The sequence below is a fragment of the Rickettsiella endosymbiont of Litargus connexus genome, from assembly GCF_964277335.1.
Taxonomy (GTDB): domain Bacteria; phylum Pseudomonadota; class Gammaproteobacteria; order Diplorickettsiales; family Diplorickettsiaceae; genus Aquirickettsiella; species Aquirickettsiella isopodorum.
Genome location: NZ_OZ195516.1, coordinates 43,162 through 67,791, shown reverse-complemented (window position 1 = coordinate 67,791; position 24,630 = coordinate 43,162). Strand labels below are relative to the sequence as shown.

The following is a 24,630-nucleotide window of genomic DNA, read 5'->3' as shown; positions in this document are numbered from 1 at the left end:
CTTCCCTTTTTCTTACAAAAATTTTTTGACCTCTACCACACAATGTGATAAATAAAATGTTTACTAAAAAAAACTTCGGATTTCATGTCGTCACAACCCTCTGAAATAAGCTTTCGTGCCATCCTATTGGCCATTCTACTTGCTGTCATTTTAGCTGCAGCAAATGCTTATTTAGGCCTAAAGGTCGGCTTAACTATTTCCGCATCTATACCCGCCGCTATTCTTTCTATGGGTATTCTACGTTTTTTTAAAAACTCCTCCATACTTGAAAGTAATATTGTCCAAACTGGCGCATCTGCGGGTGAAGCACTAGTCGCAGGAACCGCATTTATTCTCCCCGCCTTAATAATCCTTCACTATTGGCAACATTTTGATTATTGGCAAACTGTAATAATTTCTCTAACCGGTGGAATTTTAGGAGTCCTATTTTCAATCCCTTTACGGAGAGTTTTATTAGCCGATCCGACTTTACGCTTTCCAGAAGGTACCGCCATAGGCCAAGTTTTGAAAGTCAGTCAAAAAGGGAAAGGAAATCTTAAAGAGCTCATCCAAGGCGGATTTTTAGGGGCTTTTGTGGCGCTCTTTCAATCAGGTTTTCAAATTATAGCAAGTAATTTTCCATTATGGTTTAAGGCAGATAATAAATTTATTTATGGATTTTCTTTTGGTTTTGAACCTGCATTATTAGCGGCAGGTTATATTGTTGGTATTGGCGTTGGGCTGAGCACATTACTCGGAGTCACCATCGGATGGGTCATTGGAATTCCTATTTTTAGCTATTTACATCCTCTCGCAATAGCTACTAGTCAATCTGCAGGCAGCTTAGCCACTAGCATTTGGCAATCCAGTATACGTCCAATTGGTGTAGGTACTATGTTAGTAGGTGGTTTATGGACGATGGTTCTGCTCATTAAACCTATTATTAAGGGAGTACATTCCTCTTTTGTCTCATTAAAAACCATTAAAGAAAGTGGTTATACCTCCTTACCTACGCACGAACGTGATATCCCCATACACTATACTTTAACCTTATTAGGTATTTTAATATTACCATTAGGGTATATTTTATTTGGCTTTATAAATCATCCTGCTCTTGGATTAACTAGCACTATACAAATAATAACCTTAATTATCGGCGTTGTTTTTATCTTAATCACTGGTTTCTTTTTTTCCTCGCTGTGTGGTTACTTTGCAGGGCTTATCGGAAGTAGTCAAAGTCCCATTTCCGGTGTTTCTCTTTCGGTACTATTGTTCGCTTCACTTACGTTACTGGCTATTTTTAGATGGGCTCCTGGCTTCACTCACGACAGTAAGCATTTTCTTGAAGGGGAAGGCTTGGCAATCATCATAGGAACACTGGTCAGTAGTAGCTGTGCTATTACCAATGACACGATTCAAGACCTAAAAGCCGGTCAAATTGTTGGTGCAACTCCATGGAAGCAACAAGTGATATTAATTTTAGGTGTCGTCGTTTCCGCTTTAATTTTAGCACCCACATTAGAACTATTATTTAATGCTTATGGAATTGGTGGTATTTCTCCTCCTGGACGACATATGGATCCCTCTCAAATGTTATCTGCGCCCCAAGCTACACTGATGGCAAGTTTAGTTTCCGGCGCATTTAAGCATAACTTACCCTGGAACTTAATAAGCATTGGTTTTGTTGTAGCTATTTTTTGCATCATCATTGACCACATATTACAAAGACGCGGTATGCGCTTGCCTGTATTAGCCGTTGGTATCGGTATCTATCTTCCCTTAAGCACCTCATCTGGATTAATTTTGGGTGGGCTCGCTTCCTATTTCGTAGAAAGGACATTAATTAAACATCACCCTATTCAAACAGAAAAATCGGCCGACAATGTTGCGAGGCAACGAGGGCTTACTTTAGCTTGTGGGTTAGTCGCTGGAGCTTGTTTAATGGGTGTGATATTAGCGATTCCTTTTACTTTAGCAAAATCTACCGATATATTGCGTCTTATGCCTGAGCATCTTACCTTACTCGCTAGTCTATTTGGCGTGCTATCAACACTGGGTATTTTGGGATGGATCTATCGTTCAGTCTGCAAAAATTAAATCTAATAAATTACATATTGACAAAATAAAAAAATCGAACTACGCTCCCGCTAAATTTCAGGGGGTAAATATATGCCTCCCCTAGCTTAGCTTATTCACAGTATGAGTTTTTGATCAGACAAAAAATCAAACGTGAAAAGTTCTTACTCACAGTAATGGGATTTTTGACAAGACGCCACGAAGATGAGCAACCGGAGTGTATATAACACACATGAGAATTGCGAATTGAGTGACAACACAGTCAAAGATTCAAGTGTGAAGAGTATAATAAACTAAACTAGTGGGGGCAAATATCTACCTCCCCAAACTAAATGGGGTAGGTGCATGTCAACATTCTACAATCGATTTTCCTTTAGAAATTCCTTTAAGATCCTTCCGAATGGCTGGGATTTGGTTGCCTTTATTATTGTGCTAGGGATGCTTGCTGCCTTTGTTTGGGCAGGCAAACAAATGACTGCTCCCTATCAAGTCGGGCAACCCTTAGCTTTATCTTTAGATCCTCATCAGTTACCTAAATATGCTTTGTTTACCGTATTACGCTTATTTACAGCCATGGCGTTTTCCTTATTATTTACGTTTACTGTAGGAACTTTAGCCGCTAAAAATAAACGTGCCGCTAGTATTATTATCCCTTGTATTGATATCCTGCAGTCCGTACCGGTTATTGGTCTGTTATCCATTACCATAGTTGGATTTATTGCTTTATTTCATGGCAGTCGACTAGGTCCTGAAGTTGCCGCTATTTTTGCAGTTTTCACTGCTCAAGTATGGAATATCACACTCAGCTTCTATCAAAGTCTACGCTCGGTACCTACTGAATTGAAAGAAGCCGCCGATATGTTCCATTTATCTTCCTGGCAACGTTTTTGGCGCATTGATGTTCCTTTTAGTATGCCTGGTCTTCTATGGAATATGATGATATCTATGTCAGGCAGTTGGATCTTCCTAATTGCATCGGAAAGTATATCTGTCAATAATCAAACGATAGTATTGCCTGGCGTCGGTTCTTATCTCGGGCTTGCGATTAGTCAAGCCAGTATTTCAGGCGTGATTTACACCATCCTTACTATGTTCATTGTAATTTTACTTTATGATCAACTCCTTTTCAGACCTTTATTAAATTGGTCAAAAAAATTCACCTTTGAACAAGTTAGTCCAGAGTATATTTCTCGTTCCTGGATTACTGTGCTATTACAACAAACCACTATTTTAAAATATTTAGGCCATTTTTTTGGAAAATTAGGTGATGCTTTCGTCAACATTTCTTTTTCAAAGGATATAAAAAAGGAAGTTATAAATAAAAAATCTAACCCTAATATACTGATCGAAATTATTTGGTATAGCAGCATTACACTAATGGTGGTTACATCACTTTGGCTACTATTACATTTCATTTTAAAGCATATTTCATCACACGAATTAATTCACGTATTATTTTTAGGATTCGTAACCGCATTACGAATCATCACTATTATTCTGATAGCCAGTATCATTTGGATTCCTATTGGAGTTTTTATAGGATTAAATCGTCGTATTGCGGAGTGGGTACAACCCATTGCACAATTTTTAGCAGCATTTCCAGCCAATGTATTATTTCCTGTCGCAGTTATTTTAATTTTAAGATACCACTTAAATATCGACATATGGTCAACGCCATTATTATTACTCGGCACACAATGGTATATTTTATTTAATGTTATTGCAGGTACTGCTGCCTTACCAGAAGATCTTAAAGAAGCAACCAGCAATTTTGGTGTTAAAGGTTGGCAATGGTGGCGTCGTTTAATTTTACCTGGAATTTTTCCGCATTGGATCACAGGTACCATTACTGCAATTGGTGGGGGTTGGAATATGACTATCTTAACGGAAGTAATCAGTTGGGGTTGTACTACACTCACTGCCACTGGACTAGGTGCTTATATTGCAAAATCGACTGATGCCGGAGATTTTCCTCGCGTAGCGCTTGGAATGGCGATGATGAGTGTGTTTGTATTAGTCATGAACCATTTAGTTTGGCGTCCACTATACAATTTAGCTCAATCACGTTACCGATTAGACTAGGAATATCATGAACAAAAAACCTATATTTACAGTAAAAGATATCAGCAAATCCTTTAAAAAAGCTGAACAACAAGAATTACTAGTTCTAGATAAAGTTAATTTTCAACTCTATGAAGATGAGATTGTTGCTCTATTAGGAAAATCCGGCTCAGGGAAATCGACACTATTACGTATCATTTCTGGCCTTTCTAACCCGAGCAGTGGCACAGTAACTTACCGAGAAAAAGTGGTAAATGGGCCTGTAAGAGGCATGGCGATGGTTTTTCAAAACTTTGCTTTGTTACCTTGGTTAACCGTTTTAGAAAATGTTGAATTGGGTCTCGAAGCACTACGAGTTCCTCGCGATGAACGTAGAACCCGATCTTTAAAAGCTATCGATATTATCGGCCTCGATGGATTCGAATCTGCTTATCCAAAAGAATTATCCGGTGGTATGCGTCAACGTGTAGGTTTTGCCCGCGCTCTTGTCATTAATCCCGATGTTCTATTAATGGATGAACCTTTTTCAGCCTTAGATGTGCTCACCGCAGATAATCTTAAAAGTGATCTGCTTGATTTATGGGAGGCAAAACAAACAGGGACTCGTGGCATTTTATTCGTAACGCACAATATTGAAGAAGCCGTTTTACTCGCTAACCGTGTCATCGTATTTGATAGCGATCCGGGTTGCATTCGATCAGAATTAAACATTGATCTCCCTTACCCACGAATTGAGCAAAATTCTGAATTTAGAAAATATGTTGATCAAATATATTCTTTAATTACTCGTCAAATGGATGAGCGTAAGAAACTGTTACTCAAAGAACAGCTACCACGTATCACCGATATTGGTTACCGTCTTCCTGATGCAGATATTTCTGAACTAACAGGTTTACTTGAGACGCTCGATCAGTCTGAATATCAAGGCCATGTTAGTTTACCTGAACTGACTGAATCACTCCACTTAGATGTCGATGACTTATTTCCATTGACTGAAGTATTAGATATTTTAGGTTTTGCTCACGTCAACAATGGAGAACTAATCTTAACAGAAGCTGGAAGATTATTTGCAAATGCTGATATCTTAGAGCGAAAAAAAATATTTGCTGCTCATTTACTACGTTATGTCCCTTTAGCGAAGCATATACGACAGGTCCTAGAAGAAAGACGCACTACCGGTCAACGTGCTTCCAGAGAACGTTTTTTGAATGAATTAGAAGATTACTTGAGTGAAAAGGAAGCTGAACGGGTTCTTCGTACTGTAATTGATTGGGGTCGTTACGCAGAACTATTCGCTTATGCTAACAATACGGGGATGCTTAGCTTAGAAAATCCAAATTAAGCAAACAGACTCTTCGTCCTCTAATTTTTAAACTGTGTTGCCACTAATGTCTTTCTAACTCTAAGTTATATGGCTAAAATTTATGACTATTAAAAAATTTTCCGAATCAGCTCGACAAGTAATTGAGACAGAAGGAAAAACTATTTTAAGTTTATTAAAAAAAATTGATTCGACTTTTGATCAAGCCTGCGAATTACTTTTAAGCTGCGAAGGTCATATTGTTGTGATTGGAATTGGCAAATCGGGACATATTGGTAATAAAATCGCTGCTACTTTAGCAAGCACAGGGAGTCCTGCCTTTTTTATTCATGCGGCAGAAGCGAATCATGGTGATCTAGGCATGATTAACTCCAAAGATGTGCTCATTGCCATCTCACATTCTGGAGAAACGAATGAACTCATCAGTATTCTTCCCACACTTAAGCTACTCAATATTCCTTTTATACTGATGACTGGAAATGCCCAATCTACTTTAGCGCAACAAGCAACTGTTATCATCCACATCCCTATAGAACAAGAAGCATGCCCTTTGGGATTAGCCCCTACTTCCAGTAGTACAGCCGCATTAGTCATGGGGGATGCCATCGCTATCTCTTTGCTCAATAGGCGTGGTTTTAGCAGTGATGATTTCGCAAAAGTTCATCCGAAAGGTCAATTAGGTCGACGTTTATTGTTAAAAGTAGCTGATATTATGCACTCTGGAAGCGCTATTCCAAACGTAAGAACTGGCACAGCTTTAATTGAAGCCCTCTATGAAGTTTCACAAAAAAGGCTTGGAATAACCATAATTACTGATAAAAACCAACATCTACTCGGTATTTTTACAGATGGTGATCTCAGGCGAACAATAGACCAAGGCTTAAATCTTCAAACTACTCTAGTTGATCAAGTCATGACGTCTAATTGTAAAACCATAAATAAAGATAAACTTGCCGCGGAAGCTTTACGAATAATGGAAGACAACAAGATCACTACTTTAATTATTGTGGACAAAGAAAAAAAGCCTCTCGGAGTGGTGCATATTCATGATATCCTGAGTCAAAGAATCACTTAATATACTCTCCGCACTTGAATTTCATTGCTGTGAGTATACATTTAGTTAAAGCGACTTATTTAAGCTTACATTCAATAGTATGTTTTCTAAAACACTATTCATCAATCTTATTCTTATTTCACTTATTTTATTGGGTACTTGGTATACATGGTTACAGTTGACTAGACCTGCAAACTCAACTATTACAGGAAACCAACCTGATGCCTACGCAACTAAGGTTATAATCTATCATATTGATAAATCAGGTGATCTTTATGATCAATTAAACACGCCTTTATCAGTCCATTACCCCTCAGATGATAGTATTTCACTTACGACACCTATTTTTACTTTATTTTTAAAAAATAAAGAATCATGGCAACTTTCAGCTCGTTATGGCAAACTTAAAGAGGACAACGAGCTTCTACAACTTTGGAATAATGTCAAACTTGAGCAAAAACAAGGTTCAGATAACAAAACTGTCTCGACTTTAACGACATCAACTTTAGATATTCACCTTAAAGAAAAAACAGCTGAAACATCCGCACCAGTCACAATAACTCAGCTAAATCAAGAGATACATGCTGTAGGATTATATGCTAATTTTAATACGAAAACGATCCGACTTTTATCTCAAGTAAAGGGCCAACTCAAACCTGCAAAAAAGTAAATGAGGTTTAAGATGTGGATTCAACTTCACTTGAAAAAAAAATCACTTAAAACAATTAAAAATTATTTATTATCTATAGCCTTATTAATAATGAATACTCTATCTATCTCTGCCTATGCGCATCCAAAAAATCTCACAGAACCTATCTATTTTGAATCTGATACCTTGCTCTATAATAATGAAACAAAACAAGGAATCTATCAGGGACATGTTAAATTGACTCAAGGGTCTGGAGTTCTCACCGCAGACTATGCTACCAGTTATTCCGACCAAAAAGGTCAGATCATTAAGGTAGTCGCTACCGGTAATCCAGCGCGTTATCGCGCACTTGTATTTCCTAATCGTCCTGACTTAATTGCTACTGGAAATACGATCTATTATTATCCACAGAAAGATTGGCTAGAAGCCATAGGTAATGCTGAAATTGTGCAAGGACAGAATCATGTCAAAGGCCCTCAAATTAACTATGATTTTAAAAATAAAACCGTTGGTTCCCCTATCTCAAAAGAAGGGCATACTCAAATTATAATCCCTCCATTGCAACCTGTACTGTCATGAGTAAATTACACGCTATCAATTTGACCAAACGCTATCATTCTCGCGTTGTTGTCAAAAATGTTTCTATCGAACTAGAAACTGGAGAAGTAGTGGGCTTATTAGGCCCTAATGGAGCAGGAAAAACCACGAGCTTTTATTTAATCGTAGGTTTAGTTGCCAGTGCACAAGGAAAGATTTTATTAGATAACCATAATATTACCCATTTACCGATGCACGCCCGTGCTAAAGCAGGTATTGGTTATTTACCCCAAGAACCTTCGATATTTCGTAAATTATCTGTTGCTGATAATATCCTCGCTATTCTCCAATTACGCAAAGATCTTTCAAAAGAACAACGCAAACAACATCTTGAAAATCTACTTCATGAGTTCCATATTACTCATATCCGCGATACATTAGGAATTAGCTTATCAGGGGGCGAACGTCGTCGTGTAGAAATTGCGCGGGCTTTGGCTATGGAACCAAAGTTCATGCTATTAGATGAGCCTTTTGCTGGAATCGATCCTATTTCTGTCGTTGATATTAAGCGCATGATTATTCACCTTAGTCAACGCGGCATCGGAGTTTTGATTACCGATCATAATGTTAGAGAAACCCTGACGATTTGCACGCGTGCTTATATAGTAAGCGAGGGAGAAACCATCTACGTGGGCACTCCAAAAGAAGTATTAAATAACCAACGTGTCAGGGAGGTCTATTTGGGTCATGAATTTGACCTATAGTCAGAGACTGTCTTAAATTATGCACAAACTGTCCATAAAACAAATTTAAATTACACTTTCGTTTAAAAAATAACCTAATAAAATCGTTTTCACTCTACTTTACTGTTCAACCTAAGGTATAATCACTGTTTTTTTCGAATAATATTAAAGACAATAGAATATAAAGTAGAGGGTCTAATGCAAATTACTATTACAGATGATGGCATTAAAGTTACGGATGCTTTAAAACAATATATACTCGATAAATTTAAACGCCTGGAACGTATAACCCATAAAACCACAACAATACACATCACCTTAAGTCTTGAAAACTTAGATCAAGTCGCTAAAGCTCTCGTGCATACCCATGGTACTGAATTTTACGCGAGTGCTGAAAATGAAAGTCTATATCCTGCTATTGATACTTTAATTGATAGAATAGAGCAACAAATCAATAAACATAAACAAAAAATCAAAGAAAAACGACATGATCGATCAGAAAAATATGGTCCAGAGGAATCCAAAGAGCTGTAAATAACTAATCGAGGCCCTTGTGCTACTTAATCCTTTAACCGCAATTTCTCCCATTGATGGTCGTTATTCAGATAAAACCGACATTTTACGTCCCTTATGCAGTGAATATGGTTTATTTTATTTTAGAGTACTCATTGAGATACGTTGGCTACAAGCCCTTGCTGCTCATTCTGGCATCCAGGAAATTTCTAAATTTTCTCCAACTACCCAACAACAATTAAATGATATTATTAAAAACTTTAGCTTGGAAGATGCTGAAAGAATTAAATTCTTAGAGAAGACTACCCGACACGATATTAAAGCAGTTGAGTATTTTTTAAAGGAGAAACTAGCTAATAATCCACAGTTAAAATCTATTCGTGAATTTATACACTTCGGTTGCACTTCCGATGACATTAATAATTTAGCTTATGCTTTAATGCTTAAAGAAGTACGCGCTCAACACTTATTACCCGCCATTCAACAATTTATCGTTTATTTAAAAAATTATTCACATCAATATTCTACGAATCCGATGCTGGGTCGTACTCATGGACAAGCGGCTGTACCCACCACGATGGGTAAAGAATTTGCTAATTTTACTCATCGTTTAATAGAGCAGGAAAAACTATTTGCTGCAGTAAAAATAGTCGGCAAATTTAATGGCGCTATTGGTAATTACAACGCCCATCGTATTGCTTATCCTGATATTAATTGGCCTGAACTTAATGAAAAATTTGTAAGTAGTCTAGATTTAGATTGGAATGCTTATACTACACAGATTGAACCTCATGACTATATCGCAGCCTATTGTGATTGTTTAAATCGAATTAATAATATATTAATTAATTTAGCGGCTGATTGTTGGGGTTATATTTCTTTAGGTTATTTCAAACAAAAAACTAAGATAGGTGAAGTAGGCTCATCTACCATGCCACATAAAATTAATCCCATCGATTTTGAAAACGCAGAAGGAAATTTTAGCTTAGCTAATAGCTTATACCAACATTTTTCTAAAACATTGCCTATCTCTCGTTGGCAACGAGATTTAAGAGATTCAACCTTGCTACGTAATCTTGGAGTAGCTTTTGCATACAACTTAGTCGCCTTAAAAAGCTTATATTCTGGGTTAGAAAAAATTTCTATCGATGATAGTAAATTACTGGAAGATCTTAATCAACATTGGGAAATATTAGCTGAAGCCATACAAACTATTTTAAGGAGATATGCGACTGAAATGCCCTACGAACAATTAAAAACCTTAACTCAAGGTAAAAAACTTAATCAAGAAACCCTTCATCAATTTATTAACAGTCTAAAAATATCTGATGATATTAAACAAAAACTATTCGAATTATCCCCTACCAATTATTTAGGCTATGCCACTGAACTGGCACAATCAATTTGAAATTTTAATCACGGAAAAAAGTTTTAAAATGCCTAATTAAATAAATAATTATTTCAGAAAAATCGAATCTAGGGACCACTATACAGATGGATTTAACAAATAAACTATTCAACCCTTTTTTTAAATGGCTTAATAAAGAAGTAGAACCTCTTCAACCAATACCTTTAAGTGATTTCAATAAACTTCGTTATGAATTACGACCTTGCGACATTTTGCTAATAGAAGGTCGTAATCGTATCAGTCAAATGATTAAAGTAATTACCCGCAGCTCATGGTCACACGCTGCACTTTACATTGGTAGATTATACGACATTGAAGATAAAGTTATGCAAAAAAGAATTACTGAGTTTTATTCTGGTGATCCCAGCGAGCAATTAGTATTTGAAAGCTTATTAGGGAAAGGAGCTTTAATTTCTCCACTAAAAAAGTATGAAAAAGAACATATTCGCATTTGTCGCCCAAGAAATATTTCTTATCAAGAAGGACAAAAAATAATTAACTACACTATCAAAAACTTAGGTATAGAATATGATTTTAGATTAACCTTTGACTTGGGGCGCTTTTTAATGCCTTGGCCACTTTTACCTCGGAAATGGCACTCTACATTATTTAATTACAAACCAGGAACGAGAACGAAAGAAAGTTGTTCTTCATTATTAGCTGAGGCCTTTCAATCAGTCAATTTTCCGATATTACCTTTATTAAAAACTGATGGAAAAAGTCTTAAGCTTTATAAAACCAATCCCAGGCTATATTCGCCACGTGACTTTGACTACTCTCCTTATTTTGATATTATTAAATATCCTATGTACTTGGCTGCTATGCAGGACAATCAAAGACTAAGCAAGAACAACTAACTAAAAAAACAATTATTTTTTAGTTTTATTTTTGCTTTTTTTTGCCGTTAATTTTATTTTTCCATCGATATAATCTACAAAAATTTTGTCTCCAGGTAAGAATTTTTCTTCAATCATATCTCTGGCAATCGGATTTTCCAATTCTTGTTGAATGGTACGTTTTAAAGGTCGAGCCCCATAAACAGGATCATAGCCCATTTTAGCAATGTGATTAATCACCGCTTCACTGACTTCCAATTGTAAATCTCGTTCACTGAGGCGTTGACGTAATTGTTGCAGCTGGATTTCTGTAATAGCATGGATCTGTTTTTCATTTAGCGCGTGAAATACAACCACTTCATCGATACGATTAATAAATTCAGGTCGAAAATGTTGCGCAATAATATCCATCAGCGTACTTTTTAAAGCCGCATAATCTTTTTTTGACGTTAACTCTTGAATAATTTGCGAACCTAAATTTGATGTCATTACTATAACGGTGTTACGAAAATCTACTGTACGTCCATGCCCGTCTGTTAATCGCCCATCCTCTAATACTTGTAATAATAGATTAAATACATCAGCATGCGCTTTTTCAATTTCATCCAGAAGAACAACTGAATAAGGTTTTCGACGAACTGCTTCGGTAAGATAACCCCCTTCTTCATAACCGACGTAGCCTGGAGGTGCACCAATGAGACGTGCAACAGAGTGTTTTTCCATAAATTCAGACATATCTAAACGCACCATTGCATCATCAGAATCAAATAAAAATCCTGCCAAAGCTTTACACACTTCCGTTTTACCGACGCCGGTAGGTCCTGAAAAAATAAATGATCCTATGGGACGTTTAGGATCTGATAAACCGGCACGAGAACGGCGAATAGCATTTGCGACAACAGAAATCGCTTCATCTTGACCCACCACACGTTGATGTAGCGCATCTTCCATATGTAATAATTTTTCTCGTTCACCTTCTAGCATCTTAGCCACTGGAATGCCTGTCCATTGTGAAACAATTTCTGCAATTTCTTTTTCACTCACCTTATTCCGTACTAAATAAGGCTCTTTTTTTTCCATTTTCTGCGCAGCCAGTAATTTTTTCTTTAAAGCAGGAATATGACCGTATTGTAATTCGGACATTCGATTCAAATCTCCCGAACGACGCGCTTTTTCTAACTCAAATTGCACCTTTTCAAGTTCGCTTTTAATTTTTTGTTCGCCTTGTAAAGTCGCTTTTTCAGCTTTCCAAATTTCATTAAGATCCGCATATTTTTTTGAAAGATCAGTAATTTCATTTTCTAAATTTTTCAGTCTAATCTTGGAAGACTCATCCGTTTCTTTTTTTAAAGCTTCTCGTTCAATTTTTAACTGAATTAATCGCCTATCTAAACGATCCAATTTTTCTGGTTTAGAATCGATTTCAATTCTGATTCGGCTAGCGGCCTCATCGATAAGATCGATTGCTTTATCCGGTAAATTCCTATCAGAAATGTAACGATGTGATAAAGTGGCTGCAGCAACAATAGCGGAATCCATAATTTCCACGCCGTGGTGAATCTCATACCGTTGTTTTAAACCACGTAAAATGGCAATAGTATCTTCAACACTAGGCTCCTCTACTAGAATCTTTTGAAAACGACGTTCTAAAGCGGCATCTTTTTCAATATAGTTTCGATATTCATTTAAAGTTGTTGCTCCAATACAGTGTAATTTGCCTCTTGCTAAAGCAGGTTTTAACATATTTCCTGCATCCATAGCCCCTTCGGCTTTCCCTGCACCTACCATGGTATGCAATTCATCAATAAATAAGATAATTTGTCCTTCTTGCTTTGCAAGCTCATTTAAAACAGCTTTTAATCGTTCTTCAAATTCTCCGCGATATTTAGCTCCTGCAATTAATGAACCGATATCTAAAGCAAGTAAACGTTTGTTTCTTAATCCTTCTGGAACTTCGTGATTAATAATGCGCTGTGCAAGTCCTTCCACTACAGCCGTTTTACCCACACCGGGCTCGCCAATAAGCACAGGATTATTTTTTGTTCGTCTTTGTAGGACTTGAATCGTTCGACGTATTACATCATCCCGACCAATAACTGGATCAAGTTTACCTTGCGATGCTTGCGATGTTAGATCAATTGTGTATTTTTCCAGAGCGCCGCGACGGCCTTCTGCTTCAGGATCATTGACAGCCTCTCCCCCTCGTATATCTTTTATTGCTTGTTCAATCAATGCTTTACTAGCACCTGCTTTTCTTAATAAGTCACCCAAAATACTTTTATCTTGTATGGCAGCAAGTACAAATAACTCGCTTGATATATATTCATCATTTCTTTGTTGGGCAAGCTTATCAGTTACATTCAGTAAGCGAGTGAAATCTTTAGAAGGATAAATCTCGCCAGGAGTTGAAGACTGTACTTTGGGTAATCGGGCCATTGTCTCTTCCAAGTCTCTAGTTAATTGATTTAAATTAACATTAGCCTTACTTAACAAAGGTCGGACCGTCCCATTCTCTTGCTGCAACAAAGCAAACATTAAATGGGCAGGTTCAATAAAAGCATTATCTCGCCCTACAGCCAATGATTGAGATTCGGTTAAGGCATTTTGAAACTGGCTGGTTAATTTATTAAGGCTCATATTCCCCTCTAATTATCATTTATCTAGATTTCTATCTTATAAATAGTTTAGTCTAATTATAAAAAATCAAGTTAATTTTTGTTAAGAAAATTCATTTTCATCAAATTTTAAACAATCAAATATAAAGTAAACTCTGTAAAAAAATTGCGCTAGTTCGGATAAGGACATAAAGACTTGTTTTACCGCTAAAATTTTTTATTTTTCGCAAATATGTCCCCGATAATAAAAAAGAGGTAAACTAAACGCACTTATATTCTTATTTCAAATTTAACTAGGGGTTTATATGACAGAAGAATTATTAAGTGATCCAGCTTGGCAACGCAAAACCCTAGAGAAATTACTTTTTGATACCTTGAAAGAGCAACGTCGTAAAAGACGCTGGAATATTTTCTTTAAATTCTTCTTTTTTATAATTCTTCTAGGTCTTTTGTTTGCTTTATGGCCAACGACTACGAATCTCCCCACTGCCTCAAAAGCAAAAGCTCATATCGGACTCGTTGATATTCGAGGCGTCATTGATGACAATTCAACAGCAAGTGCTGATAATGTCATTGAAGGATTGCAAAACGCTTTTGAAGATAAGAATACCCTTACAGTCATTTTACGTATTAATAGTCCAGGCGGCAGCCCAGTTCAAGCCGCACAAATCTACAATGAAATAAGATATCTACGTCATCAATACCCTAAGACTAAATTGTATTCCGTTTGTGATGATCTTTGTGCATCTGCAGCTTACTATATAGCCTCTGCTAGTGACGATATCTATGCTGATCCTGCCAGCTTAGTCGGTTCGATTGGCGTTTTAATGGATGGATTTGGTTTTGTTGGTACCATGAAAAAAGTCGGTGTTGAGCGCCGCTTATTAACTGCTGGAGACCACAAAGGCTTTTTAGATCCTTTCTCGCCTGAAAAAATTGAAGAAAAACTCATTGCTGAACGCATGCTTGCAAATGTTCATCAACAATTTATTAATGCGGTTAAACAAGGCCGCGGAAACCGCATAAAAGATAACCCTCAGTTATTTTCTGGTTTAGCCTGGACTGGCGATGAGGCATTATCGTTAGGCCTTATAGATGGCTTTGGAGATTTAAATAGTTTATCTCAAGACTTAATTAAGAATAAAAATATCGTCGACTACACAGTCAAACCTGGTTTATTGCAGCAACTATCTGATCGTATAGGCGCTTCATTCGCGCAACAACTCAGTACTAATCTCGGCATTTTACCTCATGGTTTTCGCTAGCAAGAAATAAGAATAAGAGTTTTTAATAAATTACTTTATAAATTTCTGATTATGTTTTATTTTTATTATAAAAAGTAAAATAATGGAAGTTTATATATGGAAAACACTGAACAGGGATTTAGTTTATTTGAATTGCTTATCGTCTTGGTTATAATCAGTATTTTAGCCACGATATCCTATCCAATTTACACTCATGCTTTGAAAAAAACTCGTCGTACTGAAGCGAAAATTGCTTTAATCAATCTTGCACAGCATATGGAAATTTATTACCTTGCAAATAATAATAGTTACGAGGGTGCGAATTTTAGCAGGCTACATTTAAAAGACTTCACTGAAAGAAATTTTTATCAATTAGCTCTAAAAAGTACTACTAGCACTTATCAACTATCAGCGAAAGCTAAATTTTCTGACTCAGAATGTGATCTTTTCATGCTTAATCAATTAGGAGAAAAAACTAATGCTGGCAAAAGTTCAAATCTATGCTGGTAATTGAGATTAAATTCTAAAGTTTATTAACCTTTGTAAGTCCGTTACATTGTTGAAAAATGTTTTCTACTGCTATACTTCTTCTGCTTTTGAAGGAGATTCAATATGCTAAGGAAGTTATTAGCGGAATTCTTAGGCACTTTTTTGCTAGTATTAGGTGGATGTGGCAGTGCTGTATTAGCTGCTAAATTTCCTGTAATAGGTGTAGGATTTTTGGGCGTAGCTTTTGCTTTTGGTTTAAGTTTGCTAACCATGTGTTGTGTATTTGCTCCTATCTCTGGCTGTCATTTAAATCCTGCCGTTTCTATAGGTCTTTGGGCTGCGGGTAGATTTAGCATTAAAGAGGTTCCTAGTTACATTATTGCTCAAGTAATAGGAGGCATACTGGCGACAACTGTTTTATTCCTGATTGCAAGTGGACAACATGGATTTGATTTACAAAATGGCTTTGCTAGCAATGGGTATGGGCTACACTCGCCAGGTCATTATTCCTTAGTGGCTTGTTTTATATGTGAAGTAACCATGACCTTTTTATTTTTGCTTGTTATTGCAGGCGTCACCAATCCACAATTACCTAGTCCTTTTGCTCCTTTAGCCATTGGTTTAGCCTTAACATTAGTCCATTTAATTAGCATTCCAGTTACAAATACTTCAGTTAATCCCGCCAGAAGCACAGGCCCAGCGTTATTTGTAGGAGGATGGGCTATCCATCAGCTTTGGTTATTTTGGCTTGCTCCTCTAATCGGTGGAATAATTGGCGGAAGCTTATTTAGATACATTTGGGAAAATAAAAAATAGTCCGCTTTATATCAATATAAAAAACAAACTCTTAAATAAATTTATTTAACATTAGCTTAGTGTTTCAGTTTCGATTGCTAAAGGAATTCTTAATCCCCGTGGTAAGGCGAAAGCAACATTTTCCTTTATACCCATTAATTCTGAAACCAAACAATCTCGCCAATTAGGAATTGTTTTTATATAGGTTACAACATCTTGTACTAAAAATTCCGGTGCAGATGCGCCTGCAGTAATACCAATAGATTCTTTCTCAATTAACCAGCTCGTTGGAATATCTTCAGCAGAATCAATTAAATAGGCGGGTTTCCCTAAACGTTCTGCCAATTCTTTCAATCGATTAGAATTCGAGCTATTAACGGATCCTAAAACTAATACCATATCACATTGCTTTGCTAATTCTTTAACAGCGAATTGGCGGTTTTGTGTTGCGTAACAAATATCTTCCTTCTTAGGGGTAGTAATCTTTGGGAAGCGTTGCTTCAGAGCTTGTATAATTGATTTAGTATCATCAAGAGATAGCGTAGTTTGTGTAACATAACTCAATAAAAGAGGATTTTTAACTTTTAACAAAGCGACATCCCGAATATTTTCTACTAAATAGATTCCTCCGTCAGGATTATCATAGTGCCCTAAGCTTCCTTCTACTTCGGGATGATCAGCATGGCCGATCAAAACACATTCCTGACCCAAGCGATTATAACGAGCTACCTCTATATGCACCTTAGTCACTAAAGGACAAGTCGCATCAAAAATTCTTAAATTACGTTGCTTTGCGGCTTCGCGCACCACTTGAGAAACTCCGTGAGCGCTAAAAATAGCCGTGGAACCTCGGGGGATTTCATTGATGTGCTCAACAAAGATTACTCCTTTTTGCTGTAATTCTGCAACTACAATTCGATTGTGTACTACCTCATGACGCACATAGATAGGCTCACCAAATAGATTTAATGCTCGCTTGACAATTTCTATAGCGCGGTCAACGCCGGCACAAAAACCTCGAGGATTAGCTAAAACGATTCTCATAGCACAGCTCTTAGAAGGAGTATATATTTTAGAGATGCGCAAAAAAATTGCAAGCTTTATGCAAGAAATGAGCCCAAAACAATAACAGTATTCAATTTTTTGTAAAATTAGCGATGGGAAACGTCCCTAATACTTCTATTGTTCACATTATTATTAGAAAGCCTTTCAACAACAAAAGTAGTTATCGTTTTATAAAAAAGAGATTTGTTTAAATCCTTAGGTTTATTCCTAATTTCTTCAGACCATCGCTTATCAAGTATAGCCTTAGATATAGAGTTCGCTGGAACACCCTTAAATAAGTTAAGCTGATTATTTAATAAGTCTTTAAACTCCTTAATCGTGCTACAGCGTCGAGCTGCAATGATTAGTAGGTTGGCTCTTCGAGTATGCTTAGCTGAAAAACGAATAAAGATGTTCCTATCAAGGTAATTTTTTCGTAAATACTGTATAAAGCCATTAGCAAGTCGATCCAGTTCTTGTTTCTCTTGAGAACCTACTTTAATAGATTTCTGGAATTGAAGTATATTTTTTACCGAATTTTTTTGGACTACAAATTTAGTAATTTCTTTTGCTACTTTAGCTTGATTACAAGCATAAGCATCTTGTAAAGCAGTTCGTTTTTTTTTATTCGAACTAATTATCGCACCCTTGTTTAATAAGTTAATCACCAAATCTTTATGTCCTCTTTTTGAGGCATAATGTAAAGGAGTATCACCATCTTCATCTTGAGCATCAATATTTAGTTTTTTTTTATTTAACCAATACTCAAATAATTGAACATCACCGATATTTGCCAAGGTAAATAACGAATTATTTTCCCAATTGAAATTAGAGCTAATCATTTTTCTCTCTCCTTTTAATTACTTATCAACAACTATAGTAATTGTTTTTTTATTTTTTTCAACAATGCGAAAAGTAATTCTTTGGAAATAGGTTTATAAAAAAAATCATAGACACCTTGCGCTATGGCTTCACACCTTTCTTCCTTACTTGCTTCACCAGAAAATAACACTAAAGGAATTTCTAATGCATTTCTTTTCATTTGTGTTAATAACTGTAAACCATGAAGTTTTGGCATAACTCTATCGCTTAAAACAACAAAAAATTTATCGGGATCTTGTAGCAGATAATTGTGAGCGAGTTGGCTATCTTTACAAGCTATATAGGAATATTGAGCTTCATCTAAATATTGAGTTAATATTTTTAGAAACAATTCGTCGTCATCCACCAGTAGTATCTGTTTCGGATTCGGTTTTATTATCACTTGATTTTACGTTATATAACTTTAAGAAAAAAAAATTAAGACACTTATTCCATAAAAAATATAGATCCTTGAAAATAATTCCTAAATATTTAGGGCCAAATAATAGTAAAGCAATTATAAAAATAATAAGGCATGATATTAGATTTAATCCATAAAATCCCATAAACACTCCGTGTTTAAAATAAAATTAATTTAATTTTCGTAAATTAATCATCGCACCTAAAAATAAACCCAAACCTCCTAAACCTAAAATCCATACATAGATAGATGCTACATGCGCAACATCCTTAGCACTGAGATCTAACAAAGTCCAAACGATACAAGCAGTGGCTATACCCAAACCTATAAACCAAAAAGATCGTTTACTTATTTGTTTCTTTTCTTTTTCTTTGGTGCAATGCAAACATTTGGACTGCTTTTTATGGCGCAATTCAAGCATTACTTGATATATTAAATCTGGAAATTCAGGAAATTTTTCTGCCCAATAGGGTGCATATTCCCGAATTTTTCGAAAAAAAACCCGTGGCCCCACTTGTTTACGCAACCAGTGCTCTAAAAAAGGCTTGGCCGTATTCCATAAATCCAAATCTGGATACAATTGCCTACCTAAGCCTTCAACGTTAAACAGCGTTTTTTGTAATAGTATTAATTGCGGTTGTACTTCCATATTAAATCGTCTAGCCGTTTGAAATAATCGTAAAAGCAACTGTCCAAAAGAAATTTCTTTTAAAGGTCTTTCAAAAATAGGTTCGCATACGGTACGAATTGCGGCTTCAAATTCATTAATTCTTGTATTTTCTGCAACCCAACCTGATTCAACATGCAATTGTGCGACGCGACGATAATCTCTATTAAAAAAAGCCATCAAATTTTCTGCAAGATAACGTTGATCATCTGGGCTTAAACTACCCATAATTCCGAAATCAACGCCTAAATACTGAGGATTTTCCTTATTTTTAGATGAAACAAAAATATTCCCTGGATGCATATCAGCATGAAAAAAGCAATCACGAAAAACTTGCGTAAAGAAAATTTCAACGCCTCTTTCAGCTAATTTTTTTAAATTGATTCCTTGTTTTTTTAAAGTCGCAATATCAGAGATTGAAATACCATAAATGCGCTCCATGACTAAGACTTTATGAAACGTATACGGCCAATGCACTTCTGGAATATAAAGCAAATCAGAATTAGAAAAATTACGACGCAGCTGAGAGGCGTTAGCTCCTTCACGTAATAAATCTAATTCATTTTTTAAACACGCTTCAAATTCTGCTACAATTTCACGGGGTCTAAGTTGCTTAGCAGGTCGCCAATAACGTAAAGTTAAGTCCGCTAAAGCATATAATAAATCAATATCTCGACTAATTCTTTTATAAATTCCTGGTCGTAAAACTTTAACGACTACTTCTTGACCTGTTGTCAATAACTTAGCGGCGTGAACCTGAGCAATCGAAGCAGATGCCAAAGGATTAACGTTAAATTCAGAAAATGCCTCAATAATAGGCTTTTTAATATGGGCTTCTATAATAGATTTTGCTTCCTCTCCAGAAAAAGGAGGAACTTGATCTTGGAGTTTAGCTAATTCATCCGCTATATCAATAGGAATAAAATCCCGACGTGTCGATAAAGCTTGACCAAATTTAACGAAAATTGGTCCTAAATCTTCTAACGCAAGACGAATTCTTTCTCCTCTAGGCATTTTTTTATTAACCCTTCGATAAGGATTTAAATAAACAAAAAAACGTAAGGGACGAAATAAATGTAGAGAGAAGACTAATTCATCAAGACTATAACGAAAAAGAATAAAACTGATCTGCATTAAACGAACTAAACGAGATATTGATTTCATCAACTCTACCTTTTTTCCAACCTTTTTATCCGAGCTTCTAATCGGGCACAATCGTTACGTAGTTCATCAATATCGGAAAAAAAAAGCTGTAATTCTTCATCTGATACTAACCAATTCATTTCTGTCTGGACATAGTTGGTCAAATTTTCTCCTAAATTTTCTATGTTTTGTCTAGTCCAACAACGTATTATTTTAAGCATTTGTATCATTGGGTAAGCTGCAACATCACCCAATAACTTTGATAATTGTTCTTCATAATCAATTTCTAGATTTGAAAAAAACTCTTTAAACTGTTTTCCAAACTCCATATCACCTAAAACTTGCAGAGGGACATCTGTAAGCGCTTTATCTTTTTTTATAAAAGCCACACGTAAAAAATCAAACGTTGAACCGCGTAATATTAAATCCGTAGGTCCGTTATAATCTTTACTTAAATAAATTGAATCAGATTTAAAAAGCCAATAATAGGTTAAAGGGACCCATTCTACCTTTATTACTTTACCTGATAATTTACGCAAATGCGCTTTAGACTCAGGATCAAGATTAAGATAGCGATTAAGTATCACTTCTTGAGCGGATAATATTATATTGGAGGTAATCAAAATTTCCACGCTCTATGTAATGCAACTATTCCCCCACTGAGATTATAGTATTCACACTCATCAAATCCTGTCGCTAGAATAAGATTCTGAAGTGTCTTTTGGTCTGGATGACGGCGTATGGATTCAACCAAATAACGATAGCTTGCTTCATCATTAGCAATCCACTCCCCTAACTTAGGTAAAAAGTCGAAAGAATAACGATGATATAAAGTTTGTAAAAAACCCAGTATGGGTTTAGAAAATTCTAGAACGAGTAATCGTCCACCGGGTTTTAAAACCTGATACATTGATTGTAGTGCTGTTTCCTTATTCGTTACATTACGTAATCCAAAAGCGATACTTAAACAATCAAAGCTAGCCTCAGTAAAGGGTAAATATTCTGCATTAGCTTGGATGACATTTATTTCTGTAAGACCTAAATTCAGAAGCCGATCTCGGCCTATATTTAACATCGAAGCATTTATATCTAACAAAATAGCCTTACCTTGGGGTCCTATTTGTTTAATAAATGCCTTTACCAAATCACCCGTGCCTCCTGCCACATCAAGTACACTATCCCCGCGACGAAGTTGAGCTAATTGCACGGCAAATTTTTTCCATAAACGATGCAGGCCAAATGACATCAGATCATTCATAAGGTCATATTTGTCAGCTACTGACTGAAAAACCTCGCCCACCCGGCTATTTTTTTCATTAACCGGGATAGTTTGGTAGCCAAAATCTGTAGTTAAGGTTTCATTCATTTTAATACTAGGAAAAAAAGCTGGCATTAGATTGATTATTTTAGTTAATCTATCTTAACTAGCTAGTTTGTTTTCGGCAAGAAAATGACTTTTTTTAATAATTCAGAAATCCAGACTAAGATCCGCTAATCTGCAAAAATGATTGTTCTTAATTCAATTAGAAAAACTATCAACGCTTTATGAATTCAATAATCAACACTATTGAGACTAATGTTTTAGAAGTGATTCAATAAAAGCCCCTGGGTAGGATATATGTTTACGTAAAACCGCTAAAGCATGCTGACTTTTAACATCAGTCCATAATTCAACAGCTTGTAAAGGGGTTAATTCATTAATTGGATCACTGAGGCCACGAATTGCATGCAAGATTTCCATCAAACTAATAAAATCATAACTTAACGCACTATAAAGAGAAGCAGAACCTGCTTTCGACAAACTAGCCACTTGGATATAGGCTGTTTGACCTAATTCAATAAAATATTTAATTTTGACCCGTTTTTTTTCGGCCTGCTCTGGAAAAAAACCAGCAAATAGTAAGCATTTATCTCCTACCTCACGCAAACACTCTCGTTGTCTTGCATATTTTTCAGTCATTCCGGTTAGAAATTCTTTCGCTAAAATGGAATTCGCGATATCAGGACGTTGATTATAATAGCCCAATAAAAAAACCAAATAACTCTCTAGTTCATTATTTAACCTCAGATTACTACTCGATTCTGCGTCCTTCACTAAAGACTGCCATTGAGCTGTCGTAGTTGGTTGCAATAAAAGCACTCCCATGATAAAACCTCTCAATATTAATTGCCTTTCTATCAGTGTAGGACACGCTAGCAGAAATGCCTTGCTTTGCGTTATCATGCACTCTTTTTGAACACTCTAATTTCTAACTTCTTAAACTATCATGATCCAAAATATACGTAATATCGCCATAATTGCCCATGTTGATCACGGGAAAACCACACTCGTAGATAAATTGTTACAACAATCTGGGACTCTCTCAAGTCGAGCGGCTCCAGTGGAGCGTATTATGGATAGTAACGATCTGGAACGTGAACGAGGCATTACTATACTTGCCAAAAACACTTCCATAGAATGGCATGGTTATCGGATTAATATTGTCGATACCCCCGGGCATGCTGACTTTGGTGGCGAAGTCGAACGTATCTTGTCTATGGTAGATTCGGTTTTACTACTCGTCGACGCAGTGGATGGCCCAATGCCACAAACACGATTCGTTACCCAAAAAGCCTTTGCTAAAGGTTTAAAACCCATCGTTGTCGTTAATAAAATTGACCGGGCCAGCGCTAGGCCTGATTGGGTGATTAATCAGGTGTTTGATCTATTTGATCGATTGGGTGCTACCGAAGAACAACTTGATTTCCCTATTATCTATGCTTCGGCTTTACAAGGTTATGCAACATTGGACCTTAAAAACCCAAGTTCCGATCTGGCTCCTTTATTTGAAACGATTATTAATAAAGTCGCACCACCCGCAGTTAACCCCCAAGGACCCTTTCAAATGCAAATTACCACCTTGGACTATTCTAGTTATGTAGGCACTATTGGTATTGGTCGTATTCAGAGAGGGTGCGCTAAAGCGAATATGCCTGTTGTTTTAATAGACAGAGAAGGAAAAACTCGATCGGCTCGTATATTACAAATTTTAGGCTATCGAGGCTTGGAACGTATCGAAATCGATCAAGCTGAAGCCGGTGATATCATCGCCGTCACAGGTATTGATACGTTGAACATCTCTGATACTTTATGTGACCCTAACTTGGTAGAGGCCTTACCGGCTTTAACAGTTGATGAGCCGACAATGAGTATGACCTTCCAAGTCAATAACTCACCTTTTTCAGGGAAAGATGGAAAATTTGTTACTAGTAGACAAATCAGAGAACGCCTCGATAAAGAACTACTTCATAATGTTGCACTTAAAGTTGAAGACACTGAAGACCCAAACCGATTTCGCGTTTCAGGTAGAGGAGAATTACATTTATCGATATTAATTGAAACGATGCGTCGTGAAGGATATGAGCTAGGTGTCTCTCGTCCTGAAGTTATTTTAAAAGAAATCGATGGTGAAATAAAAGAGCCCTATGAAAACTTGACTGTAGATCTGGAAGAACAACATCAAGGAAACATTATGGAAAAATTAGGTAGCCGACGTGGAGATCTAGTCGATATGGTATCCGATGGAAAAGGGCGTATCCGGTTGGATTACAAGATACCCACTCGTGCGTTAATTGGTTTTCGTACCGAGTTTTTAACCGCTACTTCTGGTTTAGGTCTAATGCACCATGTTTTTGATCATTATGGTCCAGTAAAAAAAGGAACCCTTGCTAACAGAGCCAATGGTGTCATGATCTCCAATCAAGTGGGTAAAGCGACTGGATTTTCCTTATTCAATTTGCAAGAACGAGGTAAACTATTAATTGGTCCTCAAACAGATGTCTATGAAGGGATGATCGTAGGTATTCATTCGCGTGATAACGACTTAGTTGTTAATGTCGTGAAAGGAAAGCAGCTCACGAACGTCCGAGCCTCAGGCTCCGATGAGAACATCATTTTGACCCCTCCAATAACCTTCTCATTAGAACAAGCATTAGAATTTATCGCTGATGATGAATTATTAGAAGTCACTCCGCATTATTTACGTTTACGTAAAAAGTTTTTGAAAGAGCATGAACGTAAACGTTCGGGGCGGGATGTTTAAAAAATCAGTTTTATGCTGGTTTAGTTCGTTGCTTGTCTTAAATTTTGTCGCTGTCTTTATGAAAACCTGTTGTATAATTCTTGGTATGAAAA

22 protein-coding genes are annotated in these 24,630 nt (G+C 36.4%); 14 read left to right on the top strand and 8 right to left on the bottom strand.

The window, feature by feature from the left end; translation table 11 throughout:
• Nucleotides 1-84 precede the first annotated feature (84 nt).
• From ACICP9_RS00315 to ACICP9_RS00270, 10 genes are all read left to right on the top strand, one after another.
• Nucleotides 85-2,076: an OPT family oligopeptide transporter gene (locus ACICP9_RS00315; protein WP_395497912.1), complete on the top strand. Its 1,992-nt coding sequence runs from the start codon at nucleotides 85-87 to the stop codon at nucleotides 2,074-2,076.
• A 324-nt stretch (nucleotides 2,077-2,400) separates the two neighbouring features.
• Nucleotides 2,401-4,137, top strand: a complete 1,737-nt coding sequence (locus ACICP9_RS00310; RefSeq protein WP_395497910.1) for an ABC transporter permease — start codon at nucleotides 2,401-2,403, stop codon at nucleotides 4,135-4,137.
• Nucleotides 4,138-4,144: 7 nt separating this feature from the next.
• The gene (locus ACICP9_RS00305) at nucleotides 4,145-5,458 is read left to right on the top strand and encodes an AAA-associated domain-containing protein (RefSeq protein ID WP_395497908.1); all 1,314 of its coding nucleotides are present in this window, start codon (nucleotides 4,145-4,147) and stop codon (nucleotides 5,456-5,458) included.
• An 82-nt stretch (nucleotides 5,459-5,540) separates the two neighbouring features.
• Nucleotides 5,541-6,512, top strand: a complete 972-nt coding sequence (locus ACICP9_RS00300) for an SIS domain-containing protein (protein WP_395497906.1) — start codon at nucleotides 5,541-5,543, stop codon at nucleotides 6,510-6,512.
• Between the two features lie 79 nt (nucleotides 6,513-6,591).
• Nucleotides 6,592-7,161, top strand: a complete 570-nt coding sequence (gene lptC / locus ACICP9_RS00295) for an LPS export ABC transporter periplasmic protein LptC (RefSeq protein ID WP_395497904.1) — start codon at nucleotides 6,592-6,594, stop codon at nucleotides 7,159-7,161.
• Between the two features lie 12 nt (nucleotides 7,162-7,173).
• A complete protein-coding gene (gene lptA, locus ACICP9_RS00290; RefSeq protein ID WP_395497902.1) occupies nucleotides 7,174-7,719 on the top strand; it encodes a lipopolysaccharide transport periplasmic protein LptA in 546 nt (181 codons plus the stop codon).
• On the top strand, nucleotides 7,716-8,441 hold the full coding sequence (gene lptB, locus ACICP9_RS00285) for an LPS export ABC transporter ATP-binding protein (RefSeq protein WP_071662980.1): 726 nt from the start codon (nucleotides 7,716-7,718) through the stop codon (nucleotides 8,439-8,441). Before lptA ends, lptB begins: the two co-directional genes overlap by 4 nt.
• A 177-nt stretch (nucleotides 8,442-8,618) precedes the next feature.
• Nucleotides 8,619-8,954 (top strand): ribosome hibernation-promoting factor, HPF/YfiA family, encoded by a 336-nt coding sequence (hpf, locus tag ACICP9_RS00280; RefSeq protein WP_071662979.1) that lies wholly within the window; start codon nucleotides 8,619-8,621, stop codon nucleotides 8,952-8,954.
• A 19-nt stretch (nucleotides 8,955-8,973) separates the two neighbouring features.
• The gene (gene purB / locus ACICP9_RS00275; protein WP_395497900.1) at nucleotides 8,974-10,341 is read left to right on the top strand and encodes an adenylosuccinate lyase; all 1,368 of its coding nucleotides are present in this window, start codon (nucleotides 8,974-8,976) and stop codon (nucleotides 10,339-10,341) included.
• An 86-nt stretch (nucleotides 10,342-10,427) separates the two neighbouring features.
• Complete coding sequence (locus tag ACICP9_RS00270) at nucleotides 10,428-11,198, top strand: YiiX/YebB-like N1pC/P60 family cysteine hydrolase (RefSeq protein ID WP_395497898.1); 771 nt, start codon at nucleotides 10,428-10,430, stop codon at nucleotides 11,196-11,198.
• 12 nt (nucleotides 11,199-11,210) lie between these two features.
• Here the strand turns inward: ACICP9_RS00270 and clpB are convergent, their stop codons facing one another.
• Nucleotides 11,211-13,814 carry an ATP-dependent chaperone ClpB gene (gene clpB / locus ACICP9_RS00265; protein ID WP_395497896.1) on the bottom strand — a complete coding sequence of 868 codons (2,604 nt, stop codon included), beginning with the start codon at nucleotides 13,812-13,814 and terminating at the stop codon, nucleotides 11,211-11,213.
• A 283-nt stretch (nucleotides 13,815-14,097) separates the two neighbouring features.
• On the opposite strand from clpB, the gene ACICP9_RS00260 reads away from it, so the two are divergent.
• The 3 genes from ACICP9_RS00260 (at nucleotide 14,098) to aqpZ (ending at nucleotide 16,341) form a co-directional block, all read left to right on the top strand.
• Entirely contained in the window at nucleotides 14,098-15,057 is a 960-nt protein-coding gene (locus ACICP9_RS00260) for a S49 family peptidase (RefSeq protein ID WP_395497894.1), read from the top strand.
• A gap of 96 nt (nucleotides 15,058-15,153) precedes the next feature.
• Nucleotides 15,154-15,546, top strand: a complete 393-nt coding sequence (locus tag ACICP9_RS00255) for a type IV pilin protein (protein WP_395497892.1) — start codon at nucleotides 15,154-15,156, stop codon at nucleotides 15,544-15,546.
• A gap of 102 nt (nucleotides 15,547-15,648) precedes the next feature.
• Complete coding sequence (gene aqpZ, locus ACICP9_RS00250; RefSeq protein WP_395497890.1) at nucleotides 15,649-16,341, top strand: aquaporin Z; 693 nt, start codon at nucleotides 15,649-15,651, stop codon at nucleotides 16,339-16,341.
• Between the two features lie 51 nt (nucleotides 16,342-16,392).
• Here aqpZ and ispH read toward each other — a convergent pair whose 3' ends face one another.
• From ispH to ACICP9_RS00215, 7 genes are all read right to left on the bottom strand, one after another.
• Nucleotides 16,393-17,364 carry a 4-hydroxy-3-methylbut-2-enyl diphosphate reductase gene (gene ispH, locus ACICP9_RS00245; protein WP_395497888.1) on the bottom strand — a complete coding sequence of 324 codons (972 nt, stop codon included), beginning with the start codon at nucleotides 17,362-17,364 and terminating at the stop codon, nucleotides 16,393-16,395.
• Nucleotides 17,365-17,471: 107 nt separating this feature from the next.
• Nucleotides 17,472-18,206, bottom strand: a complete 735-nt coding sequence (locus tag ACICP9_RS00240; protein ID WP_395497887.1) for an ankyrin repeat domain-containing protein — start codon at nucleotides 18,204-18,206, stop codon at nucleotides 17,472-17,474.
• A 32-nt stretch (nucleotides 18,207-18,238) separates the two neighbouring features.
• On the bottom strand, nucleotides 18,239-18,628 hold the full coding sequence (locus ACICP9_RS00235) for a PleD family two-component system response regulator (protein WP_395497885.1): 390 nt from the start codon (nucleotides 18,626-18,628) through the stop codon (nucleotides 18,239-18,241).
• A gap of 187 nt (nucleotides 18,629-18,815) precedes the next feature.
• Complete coding sequence (gene ubiB / locus ACICP9_RS00230; protein WP_395497883.1) at nucleotides 18,816-20,477, bottom strand: ubiquinone biosynthesis regulatory protein kinase UbiB; 1,662 nt, start codon at nucleotides 20,475-20,477, stop codon at nucleotides 18,816-18,818.
• A 5-nt stretch (nucleotides 20,478-20,482) separates the two neighbouring features.
• A complete protein-coding gene (locus ACICP9_RS00225) occupies nucleotides 20,483-21,079 on the bottom strand; it encodes an SCP2 domain-containing protein (protein ID WP_395497881.1) in 597 nt (198 codons plus the stop codon).
• On the bottom strand, nucleotides 21,076-21,822 hold the full coding sequence (gene ubiE / locus ACICP9_RS00220) for a bifunctional demethylmenaquinone methyltransferase/2-methoxy-6-polyprenyl-1,4-benzoquinol methylase UbiE (protein ID WP_395497879.1): 747 nt from the start codon (nucleotides 21,820-21,822) through the stop codon (nucleotides 21,076-21,078). The genes ACICP9_RS00225 and ubiE overlap by 4 nt, the downstream gene beginning before the upstream one ends.
• A gap of 207 nt (nucleotides 21,823-22,029) precedes the next feature.
• Nucleotides 22,030-22,680, bottom strand: coding sequence for a hypothetical protein (locus ACICP9_RS00215; RefSeq protein ID WP_395497877.1), 651 nt, complete (start codon nucleotides 22,678-22,680; stop codon nucleotides 22,030-22,032).
• A gap of 43 nt (nucleotides 22,681-22,723) precedes the next feature.
• Between ACICP9_RS00215 and typA the strand changes: the two genes are divergently transcribed.
• Nucleotides 22,724-24,538: a translational GTPase TypA gene (gene typA / locus ACICP9_RS00210; protein WP_395497875.1), complete on the top strand. Its 1,815-nt coding sequence runs from the start codon at nucleotides 22,724-22,726 to the stop codon at nucleotides 24,536-24,538.
• Nucleotides 24,539-24,630: the final 92 nt, after the last annotated feature.

What these genes read in the sequence shown, in the direction of transcription:
- ACICP9_RS00310 (WP_395497910.1), top strand. Translation starts at nt 2,401, where the DNA reads ATGTCAACATTCTACAATCGATTTTCCTTTAGAAATTCCTTTAAGATC.
- lptA (WP_395497902.1), top strand. Translation starts at nt 7,174, where the DNA reads ATGTGGATTCAACTTCACTTGAAAAAAAAATCACTTAAAACAATTAAA.
- clpB (WP_395497896.1), bottom strand. Translation starts at nt 13,814, where the DNA reads ATGAGCCTTAATAAATTAACCAGCCAGTTTCAAAATGCCTTAACCGAA.
- hpf (WP_071662979.1), top strand. Translation starts at nt 8,619, where the DNA reads ATGCAAATTACTATTACAGATGATGGCATTAAAGTTACGGATGCTTTA.
- ACICP9_RS00315 (WP_395497912.1), top strand. Translation starts at nt 85, where the DNA reads ATGTCGTCACAACCCTCTGAAATAAGCTTTCGTGCCATCCTATTGGCC.
- ACICP9_RS00260 (WP_395497894.1), top strand. Translation starts at nt 14,098, where the DNA reads ATGACAGAAGAATTATTAAGTGATCCAGCTTGGCAACGCAAAACCCTA.
- ACICP9_RS00270 (WP_395497898.1), top strand. Translation starts at nt 10,428, where the DNA reads ATGGATTTAACAAATAAACTATTCAACCCTTTTTTTAAATGGCTTAAT.
- ubiE (WP_395497879.1), bottom strand. Translation starts at nt 21,822, where the DNA reads ATGAATGAAACCTTAACTACAGATTTTGGCTACCAAACTATCCCGGTT.
- ACICP9_RS00300 (WP_395497906.1), top strand. Translation starts at nt 5,541, where the DNA reads ATGACTATTAAAAAATTTTCCGAATCAGCTCGACAAGTAATTGAGACA.
- lptC (WP_395497904.1), top strand. Translation starts at nt 6,592, where the DNA reads ATGTTTTCTAAAACACTATTCATCAATCTTATTCTTATTTCACTTATT.
- ACICP9_RS00255 (WP_395497892.1), top strand. Translation starts at nt 15,154, where the DNA reads ATGGAAAACACTGAACAGGGATTTAGTTTATTTGAATTGCTTATCGTC.
- ubiB (WP_395497883.1), bottom strand. Translation starts at nt 20,477, where the DNA reads ATGAAATCAATATCTCGTTTAGTTCGTTTAATGCAGATCAGTTTTATT.
- lptB (WP_071662980.1), top strand. Translation starts at nt 7,716, where the DNA reads ATGAGTAAATTACACGCTATCAATTTGACCAAACGCTATCATTCTCGC.
- typA (WP_395497875.1), top strand. Translation starts at nt 22,724, where the DNA reads ATGATCCAAAATATACGTAATATCGCCATAATTGCCCATGTTGATCAC.
- ispH (WP_395497888.1), bottom strand. Translation starts at nt 17,364, where the DNA reads ATGAGAATCGTTTTAGCTAATCCTCGAGGTTTTTGTGCCGGCGTTGAC.
- ACICP9_RS00215 (WP_395497877.1), bottom strand. Translation starts at nt 22,680, where the DNA reads ATGATAACGCAAAGCAAGGCATTTCTGCTAGCGTGTCCTACACTGATA.
- ACICP9_RS00305 (WP_395497908.1), top strand. Translation starts at nt 4,145, where the DNA reads ATGAACAAAAAACCTATATTTACAGTAAAAGATATCAGCAAATCCTTT.
- ACICP9_RS00240 (WP_395497887.1), bottom strand. Translation starts at nt 18,206, where the DNA reads ATGATTAGCTCTAATTTCAATTGGGAAAATAATTCGTTATTTACCTTG.
- aqpZ (WP_395497890.1), top strand. Translation starts at nt 15,649, where the DNA reads ATGCTAAGGAAGTTATTAGCGGAATTCTTAGGCACTTTTTTGCTAGTA.